Consider the following 14,889-nt stretch of genomic DNA (forward strand, 5'->3'; position numbering starts at 1 on the left):
CATCACCTGCTTTGCCGTTACGCTAAGTAAAACACCTCTTTCAGTTCCGAACTCACCGGGCTGTTATCTGGGTTCGACGGCATGACGTCAGCCATATATTTCCACCAGCGCTGGCACACGTCGGTATTCGCCACCGCGTTCCAGCGCTCCTCCGACTCAATCTCCACCGTCGCAAACAGCAGGTTGCGTTCTCTGTCGAGATAAATGGCGTAGTGGTGTGCGCCGTGGGCTTTCAGCACCGCTGCAAGCTCGGGCCAGATCGGATTGTGGCGACGCGCGTACTCCTCGTGCGCGTCCGGGTTTACCTGCATCACAAACGCTTTGCGGATCATAATGCCTCCAGGTACAGCTCGCGGACCTCGTCGCGGCTGGCGGTGCGTGGGTTGCACGGCGCGCACGGATCGGCGAGGGCTTTATCCAGCCAGCCTTCGATATCGGCTTTGGTGACGCCGAGCTGGCTGAAGCCGGACGGAATGCCGACGCGGGCGCTCAGGTCGCGAATCGCCTGAATGGCGGACATGCTTGCGGCTTCATCGCTCATCCCGCGGGTATCGACGCCCATCGCCTGCGCCACGCGGGCAAAACGCGCGACCGCGTTCGGGCGGTTAAAGTTTTCGATGATCGGCAGCAGGATGGCGTTGCACACGCCATGCGGCAGGTTGTGCGTTGCGCCCGGCTGGTGCGCCAGAGCATGTACCAGCCCCAGCCCGGCGCTGTTAAACGCCATACCTGCCAGGTACTGACCAAACGCCATCTGCTCGCGCGCTTCCAGGTTATGACCGTCGTCGACCGCTTTCGGCAGCCAGAGGTTAATCAGGCGAATCGCTTCCAGCGCGTTGGCATCGGTCAGCGGGTGCGCGCCAACGGACACATAGGCTTCAATGGCGTGCGTTAACGCATCCATACCGGTTGCGGCGGTCACGGAGGCCGGAATATCAAGCATCACGCTGGCATCGTCCACGGCAATATCCGGGATGATGTTCGGGTCGATAATCACCTCTTTCACCTGACGCGCGGAGTCGATGATCACCGCGTTGCTGGTCATCTCTGCCGCGGTGCCTGCGGTAGTGTTGATGGCCACCAGCGGCACGCCCGCGTTTTTCACCTTGCCGACGCCGGAGTAATCGGTAGACGGGCCTGGATTAGCGGTGAGGATTTTAATCGCCTTGGCGGTATCAATCGGGCTGCCGCCGCCAAAGGCGATGATGTAATCACACTCCGCGTCCCGGTAAGCCGCAAATCCTTTTTGCACCAGCGCTTCCGTCGGGTTCGGAAACACCTCATCGAACAGTTGATATGACATTTGATGGGCGTCCAGCGCGGTAAACAGGCTGTCGAGCAGGCCCAGTTTCACCAGTTGGCCGTCGGTGACAACCAGCGCTTTGCCCCACTGCCTGGTCGCTACCAGGTTGACCATATCGCCGATTGCACCCGCGCCATGCAGGCTAATTTTGGGAAGTGCCAACATAAAGCTCATGATAATTCTCCTTAACTATCGCCTGTGGCGTTACGCGTATAAATCCAGGGCCGACTGCATCGGGGTAACGCCAAAACGTTTGCCCAGCGCGATCAGCTCTTCCCGGGTGATGGTCTGCTTCATGCCGCCCATGGAGTAGACCTTCACCAGCACCTCCGCGGATTTCTCGGCGGTGTCGATCAGGCCGAAGGTTTCATCCAGCGTCGGGCCGCTGCCGAAGACGCCGTGGAACGGCCACAGCACCAGGGCGTGCTTTTGCATATCCGTCGCGGTCGCCTGGCCGATCTCGTCCGTACCCGGCACCATCCACGGCAGAATACCGACACCGTCCGGGAAGACCACCAGGCACTCGGTACTGCCTTCCCACAGCTTGCGGGTAAAGAAATCAGAATTATTTTCCAGCACGTAGGTCAGGGCGATCAGGTTAGTGGCGTGGCAGTGCATGATCACGCGGTCTTTGCCGTCAGTCGCCTTGATGCGTTCGCAGTGGGAGAGGAAGTGCGCTGGCAGCTCAGAGGTCGGCACCGCGTCGTCCGTTAGCCCCCACAGAATGTGGTAGCCCGCGCCGTCGCTGTCCACCTTCACCACGCCGAGGTTGGCTTCCGGGTCCAGCTGAACGTTGCGGAAGAACTTGCCGGAACCGGTAACGATAAACGGCGTGTTGGCGAGCAGCGGCATCGGCTGGCTCAGGGCAATATAGCGTGGCTTCTGGTGAAAATCGGCGGCGTACGGCTCGATGTCCGCATCGTCCAGGCGCAGCGTGAGGTTGCCGCCGTTGCGCTCGTCCCAGCCCTTCAGCCAGGCGTCGGAGGTGGCTTTGATCATGCCCTGGACGAACCAGGAGGTGGTGATGGTCTGCATACAGTGTTTCCTTTGAAAATGCCGGGTGGCGTTACGCTTACCCGGCCTGCTTTTACCTGTAGGCCCGGCAAGCAACGCGCCGCCGGGCGATATTTTTTACTGACGAGCGGCGAGCACGTCTTTTTCATACGCCCGCACGTTGTCCAGCCACTGGCTGCCCGCAGGCGCATCGTGACGCTGGCAGTACATCTCCCATACCGCCTGCCACGGCAGGGATTTTTGCTCCTCCAGCAGCGCCAGACGCGCGGTGTAGTCGCCGTTTTCTTCAAGCTGTTTCAGCGCAGCAGTCGGCTCCAGCAGGGCGCGCAGCAGCGCTTTCTTCATGTTGCGGGTGCCGATTACCCACGCCGCGATGCGGTTGATGGAGGCGTCAAAGAAGTCGAGGCCGATGTGCACGCGGTCAAACAGATCGTGACGGACGATCTCGCTGGCAATCGCCTGGGTTTCGTCGTCCAGCAGGACCACGTGGTCGCTGTCCCAGCGCACCGGACGGCTGACGTGCAGTAGCAGGCGCGGCACGTAGAGCATGGCGGCGGAAATTTTGTCGGAGATGACTTCCGTTGGGTGGAAGTGGCCAGCATCCAGGCACAGCGCGGTCTGGCGGCTGGTGGCGTAGCCCATGTAGAACTCGTTTGAGCCCACGGTGTAGCTCTCTGCGCCAATGCCGAACAGCTTGCTCTCGACGGCGTCGATGTGGTGCGCCGGGTCCAGCTTCTCGCTGATGGCTTCATCCAGCGCGGCCAGCAGGCGCTGGCGTGGCGCCAGACGGTCTACGGTGATGTCCTTCATGCCGTCCGGGATCCAGATATTCATCACCGAAGGCGTGCCAAGCTGTTCGCCGAAAAACGCCGAGACGCGGCGGCTGGCCTTCACGTGGTCGATCCAGAACTGCCGGATTTCGTCGTTGGCGTGTGCAAGGGTAAACCCGTCCGCGCTCAGCGGGTGCGAGAAGCAGGACGGGTTAAAATCCAGTCCCAGCCGGTTGGCCTTTGCCCACTCCACCCAGTTCTTAAAGTGTTCCGGTTTGATTTCGTTACGCGCGACCGGCGAGTCCGATTCGAGATAAATCGCGTGCAGGTTCAGGCGTTTTGGACCTGGGATGAGGCTCAGCGCCAGCTCCAGATCCGCACGCAGTTCGGTGGCGTTGCGCGCTTTGCCCGGGTAGTTACCCGTTGCCTGAATGCCACCCGTCAGGGAACCGCCCGGATTCTCGAAACCGGCGACGTCATCACCCTGCCAGCAGTGCATGGAGACGGGCAGACGGTCGAGCTGGCGCAGCGCCTCTTCGACATCCACGCCGACGGCGGCGAAACGCTGTTTAGCCAGGTCCCAGGCTTGTTCAAGTTGAGTGGTCATGCGCAAAGCTCCTTAGTCAGTCGTTTTTGCTGAAACTGCGCCCGGTAGCGGGCAATGTCATGGCAGGGATTGGGGGTGAAGGTGGTCAGGCTGTTATTCGCCGTCACCACCGAACGGAAATCGTCGACGTTTGATAGTTCGTCCAGCGTCATCAACTGAATGCCAATGTTGCCGAGCGTGGAAGCCTCTACGGGACCTGCCACCACGGTAATGCCGCAGGCATCGGCGCAGAGCTGGTTCAGCAGCTGGTTCTGGCAGCCGCCGCCCACGATGTGCAGCTGGCTGAACGGTTTACCGCGAAGGCTCGCCAGCTCGCTCAGGATGTCGGCATAGAGCAGGGCGAGGCTGTCAAAAATACAGCGCGAAAGCTCGGCGGGGCGGGAAGGTACCGGCTGCCCCGCGTCAAAACAGGCGGCCTGGATCTCAGCGCTCATGTGCACCGGGTTAATAAAGCGGTCGTCGTTCGGGTTAATCAGGAAGGTGCAGGCCTTCAGCTTTTCGGTTTCCGCGATAAGCGTGGGCAGGTCGGTGACGTTCTGCTCTTTCAGCACCCGCTGGAGCAGCCACAGGCCCATGATGTTCTTCAGCACGCGGTAGCGTCCTTCGGCACCGCCTTCGTTGGTGATATTGGCGGCCAGCGCGGCGTCGCTGGTGTAAGGCGTTTTGCTCTCAAAACCCATCAGCGACCAGGTACCGGAGGAGAGATAGGCCGCGTCTTTGCTGGCGAGCGGCGAGGCAATGACCGCGCTTGCGGTGTCGTGACTGGCGACGGCGACAACGGGAATTTCATTCCCCTGCGGGCAAATCCACTGGCCGATGACATTGCCTGGATGGGTTGGCGCGCCGAACCAGGACGGCGAGGCGCCCGTCCATGCCAGCAGGTGTTCATCCCAGTTATCGGTGTTGATATTGACCAGCTGCGTGGTGGTGGCGTTGGTGTATTCCCAGTTCATGTTGCCGGTCAGACGATAGCTTAAGTAATCCGGGATCAGCAGCGCATGCGCCACCTTTTCAACCAGTTCTGGCTGTTGCTCCACCAGCGCGCGCAGCTGGTAGAGCGTGTTAAACGGCAGAAACTGAATGCCGCTGCGACCATAGATATTCTCTTTGCCAAGCTGCGCGATGGCGTGCGCCATCAGCCCATCGGTGCGGCTGTCGCGGTAGGAGACGGGTAGGCCAACGCGTTCGCCGTGACTGTCCAGCAGCACGTAATCCACGCCCCAGGTATCAATGCCGATACTGTCGATGCGGATACCGTCTTCGCAGACGTTGTGAAGTCCGGTGCGGATCTCCGCTTCCAGCGCATCGATATCCCAGGTCACAAAACCGTCCTGTTTTTGCAGACAATTGGCGAAACGGTGCATTTCGCGAAGCGTAAGGGTGTGCTGGTCACAGTCCCAGGTGGCGAGCATTACACGGCCGCTGGATGCGCCTAAATCGACAGCCACACAATGGCGAAAATTCATGGTCGGGTCCTTTCTTAAGTCATTAGCGATGAGTGTAAGAAAGGGAAGAAATAGCCACCTTCTCGCCACTGACAGCCCAAATCTCGCGCTGGCAAGAAAGCAAAGGTGAACGTGAGGGAGTTCACAGTTTCCAGTAATGACGGGGTTTGCAGGCAGTGTGACGCTGACCGCATTTCCCGATCTTTCCGCCTGTTTCTTGAAAAACCGGCAGCTTTTGCGCGGTTTACTGTCAAAAATTTAAGGTGAGCGTGGAGGGCCTTAATTACTATTTTGAGAACTTTTCTCATTGGTGGGGGCCGTTATGACCGTACTGCACAGCGTCGATTTTTTTCCTTCGGGAGCTTCTGCGGTCGCGATTGAGCCACGGCTTCCCCAGGCTGCGTTCCCGGAGCATCATCATGATTTTCATGAGATTGTGATTGTTGAGCACGGAACGGGCATCCACGTGTTCAACGGTCAGCCGTATACCATCAGCGGCGGTACGGTGTGCTTCGTGCGCGACCACGACAGGCACCTGTATGAACATACCGACAACCTGTGTCTGACCAACGTTCTTTATCGTTCCCCGGATGCGTTCCAGTTTCTCTCCGGGTTGAATCAGCTGTTGCCGCAGGAGAAGGACGGCCACTACCCGTCGCACTGGCGGGTGAATCAATCCACGTTACAGCAGGTGCGTCAGCTGGTGAGCAAGATGGAGCAGAGCGAGGACGGGCAGGAGACGCACGCGATTGCCACCCGCGAGCTGCTGTTTATGCAGCTGTTGGTGCTGCTGCGCCGAAGCAGCCTGGTGGAAGGGATGGAAAATAATGACGCACGGCTGAACCAGCTCATGGCCTGGCTGGAAGATCATTTTGCTGAAGATGTCTGCTGGGAAACGCTGGCGGACGACTTTTCGCTCTCGCTGCGCACGCTGCATCGTCAGCTCAAGCAGCATACCGGGCTCACGCCGCAGCGTTACCTTAACCGTCTGCGCCTGATTAAAGCGCGTCACCTTTTACGGCATACCGACGAAAGCGTTACAGAAATTGCTTATCGCTGCGGTTTCGGCGACAGTAACCACTTTTCGACGCTATTTCGCCGGGAATTTAGCTGGTCGCCGCGCGATATTCGTCAGGGGAAAGACGCGTTGCTTCAGTAACGCGAGGGCAGTCACCGTTTTCTGGCCGCAAAAAAGCTAATAATGCTCGGTTATTCGCCGTAGAGGTTGTGGTGTGGCCGCTCAGTTAATTCTTCGCAAAGATGATTTTTTTGCCTCCGCGAGTCAGGCCGTCGCGGTGGCCGACCGTTACCCGCAAAATGTCTTTGCCGAGCACACCCATGAGTTCTGCGAGCTGGTGCTGGTGTGGCGCGGCAACGGCCTGCACGTCCTCAACGACCGGCCCTACCGCATCACGCGCGGGGATCTGTTTTACATTCGCGCCGAAGACAAACACGCCTACGCCTCGGTTAACGATCTGGTGTTGCAGAACGTCATCTACTGCCCTGACAGGCTTAAACTGAATGTCGACTGGGCGAGCAACATTCCGGGCATTCTGAATGCCGGAGGCGAACCGCACTGGCGCTTAAGCAGCAGCGGCATGGCTCAGGTGCGCCAGACGATTTCCCAGCTGGAGCAGGAGAGCCAGAAGGGCGACCCGGTGGCAAACCAGATGTCGGAGCTGCTATTCGCTCAGCTGGTGATGACCCTGAAGCGCCATCGTTACGCCACGGATAATCCTTCCGCCACCACGCAGGAAGCGCTGCTGGATAAGCTGATCGCCCGGCTTGCGGGCAGTCTGAACAAGAGTTTCGTACTGGAAAAATTCTGCGAGCAGGAGCAGTGCAGCGAGCGCGCGCTGCGCCAGCAGTTCCGCACCCAGACGGGGATGACGATAAACCATTACCTGCGCCAGCTGCGCATCTGCCACGCCCAGTATCTGTTACAGCATACGGAGCTGATGGTCAGTGAAGTGGCGATGCGCTGCGGCTTTGAGGACAGTAACTACTTTTCGGTGGTGTTTAACCGTGAGGTGGGGATGACGCCGGTTCAGTGGCGTCATCGCAGTCGAAAAGCAGCGTAATCAGTTCGCCATGCCGAGGCCGACGATATTGGCCGCAATGATAATCACCACGCAGCCCAGGCTCAGTACGCCAACCGGACGACGTCCGGCGTTGTTCCACTCCTTCAGCACCAGCCCAACCAGCCCGCCGCACAGCACGTAGAAGCTCATGTGCAGCATCCAGCTTATGTAGTCGTACTGCGGCGGAATGCTGGCGTGGCCCCAGGCGTAGAAGAAGAACTGCAGATACCACATCAGGCCGCCGAGCGCGGAGAGCAGAACGTTGGTGAGGATCAGCGGTTTTGCCAGCGAGAAGTCGGCTTTTACCGACAGGTTCTTCACTTTTGCCAGACGGATAAAGCAGAAACCGAGGTTTACCAGCGCGCCGCCGCCCATGATCACCACGTAGCTTGGCAGGGCAACATACAGCGGGTCAACGCCCAGCGCCGCGGCGGCGTCGTGCATCGGTTTGGCGGCGTTCATGGCGAACGACATGCCCGCCGAGAAGACCCCGCACATCACCGCCAGCAGCAGCCCTTTCTTCAGGTTGAACTCTTCGGCCCTGATGCCCATCTTGCGTTCTTTTAGCTGGCCTGCGCGGGTGACGATCCCCACGCCGATCACCGCCACCAGCACGCCCAGCAGCGTCATCCGGCCGCCCTGGGTGTTGATCAGCACGCCGAAATGGCCGTTAAGGATTGGCGTCATCAGCGTGCCGACGATCAGCGTAATGCCAATCGCGATGCCGATACCCATCGACATCCCGAGGTAGCGCATGGTCAGGCCGTAGTTGATGTTGCCGATGCCCCACATCGCGCCGAACAGGAATACCGGCAGCAGGGTGGAAGCGTTGAAGGAGGAGAAGTAGCTCCAGAAATCGGGCAGCAGCATGGCGCTGATTGTCCACGGCAAAATCAGCCAGGACACGGTACCGCCAACGGACCACATGGTTTCCCACGACCAGCCTTTCACCTTTTTGAATGGGGCATAGAAACAGGCTGCACTGGCTGCGCCTATTAAATGCCAGAAGATACCCATCGTAATCGCATGATTCATTTTTACGTCCTCATCGTTTTTATAGCCGGAGGCTTCCCCCCGACTTGATGAGTGTAAAAATTAGGCTGTTCAGGAACCTTCAGAAGGTTGCCGCACTTTTGTTTTGAATGGCAATCAGCACGTTAAGCGCGTGAGCAGACTCACAATTCCTTTATTTCTCAAAAACCGAATAACCATATAAAAACTACGGCATTGATAATCATTTTCAATATCATTTAATTAACTATAATGAACCAACTGCTTACGCGGCATTAACAGCTGTGCCGCCCGACAATAATGGAGAGGATTATGAGTTATACACTGCCATCCCTGCCGTATGCCTACGACGCACTGGAACCGCATTTCGACAAGCAGACGATGGAAATCCATCACACTAAACACCACCAGACCTACGTGAACAACGCGAACGCGGCGCTGGAAAGCCTGCCAGAGTTCGCTAATCTGCCTGTTGAAGAGCTGATCACCAAGCTGGACCAGCTGCCAGCAGACAAGAAAACCGTACTGCGTAACAACGCGGGCGGTCACGCTAACCACAGCCTGTTCTGGAAAGGCCTGAAAACCGGCACCACCCTGCAGGGCGACCTGAAAGCGGCTATCGAGCGCGACTTCGGTTCCGTAGACAACTTCAAAGCGGAATTCGAAAAAGCCGCTGCAACCCGCTTCGGCTCTGGCTGGGCGTGGCTGGTTCTGAAAGGCGACAAGCTGGCAGTGGTTTCTACTGCTAACCAGGACTCCCCGCTGATGGGTGAAGCGATCTCTGGCGCATCCGGTTTCCCAATCCTGGGTCTGGACGTGTGGGAACACGCTTACTACCTGAAGTTCCAGAACCGTCGCCCTGACTACATCAAAGCGTTCTGGGATGTCGTGAACTGGGACGAAGCAGCAGCGCGTTTCGCCGCTAAAAAATAAGGTTGCATTGACGCCTGTGAGAAGCGAGTCTGATGACTCGCTTTTTTGTATCTGCGTAATGGAGGCAGCGATGCATTACCCGGTGAACGTGTTTACAGGCAAGGTAAGGGAATACGACGGCAGCCGCCCGAGCGCCATCGCTAAAGTGCAGGTTGACGGTGAGCTGTCGCTGACCGAGCTCGGGCTTGTGGGCGACCAGCAGGCCGAAAAGAAAATCCACGGCGGGCCCGATCGCGCGCTGTGCCACTATCCGCGCGAGCACTATCAGCACTGGAAAACCGAATTTCCTGAGCAGGCGGACCTCTTCGTCGCGCCCGCGTTTGGCGAAAATCTCTCAACGGAAGGGCTGACGGAAAAGAACGTCTTTATTGGCGATATTTACCGCTGGGGCGATGCCCTGATTCAGGTCACCCAGCCGCGCTCGCCGTGCTTTAAGCTCAACTACCATTTCGGTATTCAGGATATGTCGGCCCAGCTGCAAAACGCGGGTAAAACCGGCTGGCTGTACCGCGTGGTGCTTGCAGGACAAGTATCTGCGGATGCCCCGCTTGAGCTCGCGTCGCGTTTGAGCGACGTGTCCGTTTACGACGCCTGCGCGATTGCCTGGCATATGCCGTTTGACGATGAACAGTATCATCGCCTGCTGTCGGCGGCGGGGTTGTCTACCAGTTGGACGAGAACGATGCAGAAGCGGCGTATAAGCGGGAAGATCGAGAGTAGTTCGCGGAGATTGTGGGGGAAATAGGTTCCGTAGAAAGTAGGCCGGGTAAGGCGAAGCCGCCACCCGGCACATACCGTTACGAACGCTTATACAGCGGTAGCCACAGCGTTAACCGCAGCCCGCCCAGCGGGCTGTCGTCGGCTTTCACCCAGCCGCGGTGCTGCTGCATGGCGGTTTCTACAATCGCCAGCCCCAGCCCCGTACCGCCAGACTCACGGTCGCGCGCTTCGTCGGTGCGGTAGAACGGACGGAAAATCTGCTCGCGATCTTCCGGGCTGACGCCAGGACCGTCGTCATCAACAATGACGGTGATCCCGTCTTTATCCACCGAGAACGCCACTTCAATCTTCGTGTGCGAGTAGCGCAGGGCGTTACGCACGATATTCTCCAGCGCGCTTTCCAGCGCGTTGGGGTTACCGTACAGCGGCCACGGGCCCGGCGGGAAGTTGACGGTGAACGATTTACCCATCTGCTCCGCTTCGAACGCCGCGTTGTCCAGCACCTCGTGCCACAGGTGATTGGCTTTCACCGTTTCGCTCACCAGCGCGTTTTTCTGCTGATTACGCGACATCACCAGCAGATCGTTGATCATGCTGTCCAGACGGTGCGCTTCCGTTTCAATACGTTCCAGCTCTTTGCTCTCCCCGCTGCGGCGACGCAGCAGGGCGGTGCCCAGCTGTAAGCGCGTGAGCGGCGTACGCAGTTCGTGTGAGATGTCCGACAGCAGGCGTTGCTGGGCCGTCATCATCCGATCAAGCGCGCTGACCATCTGGTTAAAACTGGTGCCGGCGGCCAGGAACTCCTGCGGCCCGGATTCCAGCTCCGGATGCTGCCTGAGGTTGCCTTGTGCCACTTCGTCCGCCGCATTTTTCAGCTTACGCGCCGGTTTCGCCAGGCTCCACGCCAGCCATAACAGCAGCGGGGAACTGACCAGCATCGTGACGATCAGCAGCAGAAGCGGACGGTCAAACAGCAGGTTGATGAAGTCGGACTGGGAACTGCTCGCAGGGCGAATCAGGTAGAGCTGGTAGTTATCTTCCCCATCCCGTACCGAGAAAGGGCCGACCATCTCTACCCGACCATATTTCTTTTTCTGTGGGTGATCGGCGTTATCCGCCTGGCCAATAAAGTTGCGGATGATCTGCATTTCATTGCGATCGGCGCCAATCACGCGGCCTTCGCTGGTAACCAGCAAAAGACGTTGTCCTGGCGGCGCCCACTTGTCGATAGCGCGAAACAGCCTGCGCCACCACATTAAATCGTTCGGCGGATCGTTTGCCAGCTCCGCTTCCACGTGCTGCTCGATCATCACGCCCTGACGTTGCTCGCTGTCGAGCAGCTCCGTCATCTGGCGTGAGTCGAGTTTTGGCAACATCAAAACGAGCATTAAAACCAGTGCCAGCGTCAGCCAGAAGATGGCGAAGATGCGGGCGGTTAAGCTGCCTATCATGAAGCAGAAACCATCAGATAACCGCGACCACGCAGGGTTTTAAACCATGGGTGACCGTCTTTACGCTCCGGCAGCTTGCGGCGCAGGTTAGAGATGTGCATGTCGATGGCGCGGTCAAACGGCGTGAGGCGTTTGCCCAGCACTTCCTGGCTTAAATGTTCACGTGATACCACCTGGCCAAGATGTTGCGCCAGTAGATACAGCAGTGTGAACTCGGTGCCAGTAAGCTCCAGCGTCTGGCCGTCGAAGCTTGCTTCCTGACGGCCCGGGTTCAGGCTCAGGGAGTCCACTTCCAGCGTTGGCGAGCTGTTGTCGGTATTCTGCTGCTGCTCGCTCCAGTGGGAACGACGCAGGATCGCGCGAATACGGGCCACCAGTTCACGGTCGTTGAACGGCTTCGGTAAATAGTCATCCGCACCCAGCTCAAGGCCGAGAACGCGGTCAAGCTCGCTGCCGCGGGCGGTCAGCATGATAACGGGGGTCTGGTGTGTCTGGCGAAGCTCTTTCAGCGTATCAATACCGTTTTTCTTTGGCATCATTACGTCGAGCAAAAGTAGATCGATGCTGTCGTCAAGGAGACTCAGCGCCTGCTCGCCATCATGGGCAACCAGGACGTTGAAACCTTCCATGTCGAGCAACTCCTTTAAAAGAGATGTGAGCTCTCGGTCATCATCAACTAACAGGATTTTATTCATTGTTTAAATACCTCCGAGGCAGAAATTACGACATCAAGGCTATCTAATCCATGACTTTACGTTGTTTTACACCCCCTGACGCATGTTTGCAGCCTGAATCGTAGACTGTCTCTCGTTGAATCGCGACACGAAAGATTTTGGGAGCAAGTGATGCGCAAAGTTACCGCTGCCGTCATGGCCTCAACGCTGGCGTTCAGTGCGTTTAGCCAGGCTGCTGTAGCTATCATCGGCGATAACGGTTCCTCGCAAGAGGGCGCAACGCAGCACAGCAGCCAAAGCCATATGTTTGACGGCATAAGTTTAACCGAACATCAGCGTCAACAGATGCGAGATCTGATGCAGAGGGCACGACACGACCAGCCCCCTGTTAATGTTAGCGAAATGGAGACAATGCATCGCCTTGTCACCGCAGAAAATTTTGACGAAAGCGCTGTTCGCGCTCAGGCCGAAAAAATGGCACAGGAACAGGTTGCCCGCCAGGTAGAAATGGCGAAGGTCCGCAACCAGATGTTCCACCTGCTAACGCCCGAGCAGCAAGCGGTTTTGAATGCCAAACATCAGCAGCGTATGGACCAGCTGCGTGAGGTTGCACGGATGCAGCGAAGCTCAGAAGCGACGTTTTTCAGTAGCAATAGCAGTACCCGTAGTAACCAGTAAACCCTGTTTTCCTTGCCATAGACACCATCCCTGTCTTCCCCCACATGATGTGGGGGTTTTTTTTGCCCCGCATTCTGATTTGTTAACCGTTTATTCATCCTTTGCCTCCCCATGCTTCCGTTATACTAGCGGCATGACATGACAGGAGCGTTTATGAATCAATCCTATGGAAGGCTGGTAAGCCGGGCCGCCATTGCGGCGACCGTCATGGCCTCTGGCCTGCTGCTGATCAAAATCTTTGCCTGGTGGTATACCGGCTCGGTCAGTATTCTGGCGGCGCTGGTGGATTCACTGGTCGATATCGCCGCCTCGCTGACCAATCTTCTGGTGGTGCGCTACTCGCTGCAGCCGGCGGATGAAGAGCACACGTTTGGGCACGGCAAGGCGGAGTCGCTCGCGGCGCTGGCGCAAAGTATGTTCATTTCTGGCTCTGCACTGTTCCTGTTTTTGACCGGTATTCAGCATCTGGTTTCGCCTTCACCGATGAACAATCCCGGTGTCGGCGTGGTCGTCACGGTCATTGCACTTATAAGCACACTTGTTCTGGTAACGTTCCAGCGCTGGGTCGTTCGCAAAACGCAAAGTCAGGCCGTACGGGCGGATATGCTTCATTATCAATCTGATGTTATGATGAATGGGGCTATTCTTATTGCGCTCGGTCTGGCCTGGTATGGCTGGCATCGGGCCGATGCGTTGTTTGCGTTAGGGATTGGTATCTATATTTTATATAGCGCCCTGCGGATGGGGTATGACGCGGTGCAATCACTGCTCGATCGCGCTCTTCCGGACTCAGAACGTAACGAAATTTTTTCTATCGTGACCTCCTGGCCCGGCGTCAGCGGTGCACACGATCTTCGAACGCGGCAGTCAGGGCCGACCCGCTTTATTCAGATTCATATTGAAATGGAAGACAACCTGCCACTGGTACAGGCTCACGTTATTGCTGAGCAGGTCGAGCAGGCGATTTTGCAGCGTTTTCCTGGTTCAGACGTCATCATTCACCAGGATCCCTGCTCGGTTGTACCCGGACATGTTGGGCTTTCGTAATTCGTTGTAAAAAAGTGAGCCAGGCCAGCATTTTGTGTATAAATTACCGCCATTTGGTCTGACCTGAATCAATTCAGCCAGAAGGGATTGATATACTATTTGCAGTATTCGTTGGTCGATAAGTTTCTTCCGGCAACAGATTTCAATTTTGCATTCCTAAGTTCAGAGGTAGTCATGATTAAGAAAATCGGTGTGTTGACAAGCGGCGGTGATGCGCCGGGCATGAACGCGGCAATTCGTGGGGTTGTCCGTGCAGCGCTGACGGAAGGTCTGGAAGTTTTTGGTATCTATGATGGTTACCTGGGTCTGTATGAAGACCGTATGGTTCAGCTCGACCGCTACAGCGTGTCTGACATGATCAACCGTGGCGGTACCTTCCTTGGGTCTGCGCGCTTCCCGGAATTCCGTGACGAACACATCCGTGAAGTGGCTATCGAGAACATGAAAAAGCGTGGTCTGGACGCGCTGGTCGTTATCGGCGGTGACGGCTCGTACATGGGTGCAAAACGTCTGACCGAAATGGGCTTCCCGTGCATCGGCCTGCCGGGCACCATCGACAACGACATCAAAGGCACTGACTACACCATCGGTTACTTCACCGCGCTGGGCACCGTTGTGGAAGCCATTGACCGCCTGCGTGACACCTCTTCTTCTCACCAGCGTATCTCTATCGTTGAAGTGATGGGCCGTTACTGCGGTGACCTGACCCTGGCAGCGGCTATCGCCGGTGGTTGTGAGTTTGTGGTGGTTCCTGAAGTGGAATTCAGCCGCGAAGATCTGGTTGCTGAGATCAAAGCCGGTATCGCGAAAGGTAAGAAACACGCGATTGTGGCTATCACCGAGCACATCTGTGACGTTGACGAGCTGGCGAAGTACATCGAAACCGAAACCAAACGCGAAACCCGCGCGACCGTTCTGGGCCACATCCAGCGCGGTGGTTCCCCTGGCCCGTACGACCGTATTCTGGCGTCCCGCATGGGCGCGTACGCTATCGAGCTGCTGCTGCAGGGCCACGGCGGCCGCTGCGTCGGTATTCAGAACGAACAGCTGGTTCACCATGACATCATCGACGCCATTGAAAACATGAAGCGTCCGTTCAAAGGTGACTGGCTGGACTGCGCGAAAAAACTGTACTGATCCTTCGAGCCCTCTTCT

The 14,889-nt window shown here is 57.4% G+C and carries 15 protein-coding genes; 7 read left to right on the top strand and 8 right to left on the bottom strand.

The features are described from left to right. Nucleotides 1–17: 17 nt before the first annotated feature. From rhaM to rhaB, 5 genes are all read right to left on the bottom strand, one after another. Nucleotides 18–332: an L-rhamnose mutarotase gene (gene rhaM / locus IM303_RS19985; protein ID WP_193360193.1), complete on the bottom strand. Its 315-nt coding sequence runs from the start codon at nt 330–332 to the stop codon at nt 18–20. Continuing rightward, nucleotides 329–1,477 (bottom strand): lactaldehyde reductase, encoded by a 1,149-nt coding sequence (gene fucO, locus IM303_RS19990; protein WP_069733785.1) that lies wholly within the window; start codon nt 1,475–1,477, stop codon nt 329–331. Before fucO ends, rhaM begins: the two co-directional genes overlap by 4 nt. Nucleotides 1,478–1,507: 30 nt before the next feature. After that, nucleotides 1,508–2,338: a rhamnulose-1-phosphate aldolase gene (gene rhaD, locus IM303_RS19995; protein ID WP_193360194.1), complete on the bottom strand. Its 831-nt coding sequence runs from the start codon at nt 2,336–2,338 to the stop codon at nt 1,508–1,510. Nucleotides 2,339–2,434: 96 nt separating this feature from the next. Beyond that, complete coding sequence (gene rhaA / locus IM303_RS20000; protein WP_193360195.1) at nt 2,435–3,694, bottom strand: L-rhamnose isomerase; 1,260 nt, start codon at nt 3,692–3,694, stop codon at nt 2,435–2,437. Next, entirely contained in the window at nt 3,691–5,160 is a 1,470-nt protein-coding gene (gene rhaB / locus IM303_RS20005) for a rhamnulokinase (protein ID WP_049000053.1), read from the bottom strand. Before rhaB ends, rhaA begins: the two co-directional genes overlap by 4 nt. Before the next feature lie 301 nt (nt 5,161–5,461). Here rhaB and rhaS point away from each other — a divergent pair, with 301 nt between their 5' ends. Together rhaS and rhaR are read left to right on the top strand one after the other, a co-directional pair. After that, complete coding sequence (rhaS, locus tag IM303_RS20010) at nt 5,462–6,298, top strand: HTH-type transcriptional activator RhaS (protein WP_192972067.1); 837 nt, start codon at nt 5,462–5,464, stop codon at nt 6,296–6,298. A 73-nt stretch (nt 6,299–6,371) separates the two neighbouring features. Then, entirely contained in the window at nt 6,372–7,220 is an 849-nt protein-coding gene (gene rhaR, locus IM303_RS20015) for an HTH-type transcriptional activator RhaR (RefSeq protein ID WP_049000056.1), read from the top strand. Here the strand turns inward: rhaR and rhaT are convergent, their stop codons facing one another. Next, entirely contained in the window at nt 7,221–8,255 is a 1,035-nt protein-coding gene (gene rhaT, locus IM303_RS20020; RefSeq protein ID WP_049000057.1) for an L-rhamnose/proton symporter RhaT, read from the bottom strand. 288 nt (nt 8,256–8,543) lie between these two features. Here rhaT and sodA point away from each other — a divergent pair, with 288 nt between their 5' ends. Both sodA and yiiM read left to right on the top strand, forming a co-directional pair. After that, nucleotides 8,544–9,164, top strand: a complete 621-nt coding sequence (gene sodA / locus IM303_RS20025; protein WP_003861999.1) for a superoxide dismutase [Mn] — start codon at nt 8,544–8,546, stop codon at nt 9,162–9,164. A gap of 70 nt (nt 9,165–9,234) precedes the next feature. Beyond that, nucleotides 9,235–9,909 carry a 6-hydroxyaminopurine reductase gene (gene yiiM, locus IM303_RS20030; RefSeq protein WP_048959404.1) on the top strand — a complete coding sequence of 225 codons (675 nt, stop codon included), beginning with the start codon at nt 9,235–9,237 and terminating at the stop codon, nt 9,907–9,909. Between the two features lie 52 nt (nt 9,910–9,961). Here yiiM and cpxA read toward each other — a convergent pair whose 3' ends face one another. Together cpxA and cpxR are read right to left on the bottom strand one after the other, a co-directional pair. Beyond that, nucleotides 9,962–11,335: an envelope stress sensor histidine kinase CpxA gene (gene cpxA / locus IM303_RS20035; RefSeq protein WP_003862003.1), complete on the bottom strand. Its 1,374-nt coding sequence runs from the start codon at nt 11,333–11,335 to the stop codon at nt 9,962–9,964. Further along, a complete protein-coding gene (gene cpxR, locus IM303_RS20040; RefSeq protein ID WP_006179159.1) occupies nt 11,332–12,030 on the bottom strand; it encodes an envelope stress response regulator transcription factor CpxR in 699 nt (232 codons plus the stop codon). Before cpxR ends, cpxA begins: the two co-directional genes overlap by 4 nt. Before the next feature lie 150 nt (nt 12,031–12,180). Here cpxR and cpxP point away from each other — a divergent pair, with 150 nt between their 5' ends. The 3 genes from cpxP (at nt 12,181) to pfkA (ending at nt 14,871) form a co-directional block, all read left to right on the top strand. Continuing rightward, entirely contained in the window at nt 12,181–12,687 is a 507-nt protein-coding gene (gene cpxP, locus IM303_RS20045; protein ID WP_028014854.1) for a cell-envelope stress modulator CpxP, read from the top strand. A 153-nt stretch (nt 12,688–12,840) separates the two neighbouring features. Next, nucleotides 12,841–13,734: a CDF family cation-efflux transporter FieF gene (gene fieF, locus IM303_RS20050; RefSeq protein WP_028014853.1), complete on the top strand. Its 894-nt coding sequence runs from the start codon at nt 12,841–12,843 to the stop codon at nt 13,732–13,734. A 174-nt stretch (nt 13,735–13,908) separates the two neighbouring features. After that, nucleotides 13,909–14,871, top strand: a complete 963-nt coding sequence (gene pfkA, locus IM303_RS20055) for a 6-phosphofructokinase (protein WP_028014852.1) — start codon at nt 13,909–13,911, stop codon at nt 14,869–14,871. Nucleotides 14,872–14,889: the final 18 nt, after the last annotated feature.

Source organism: Enterobacter cloacae complex sp. P38RS, from assembly GCF_014930775.1.
GTDB classification, from domain to species: Bacteria; Pseudomonadota; Gammaproteobacteria; order Enterobacterales; family Enterobacteriaceae; genus Enterobacter; species Enterobacter bugandensis.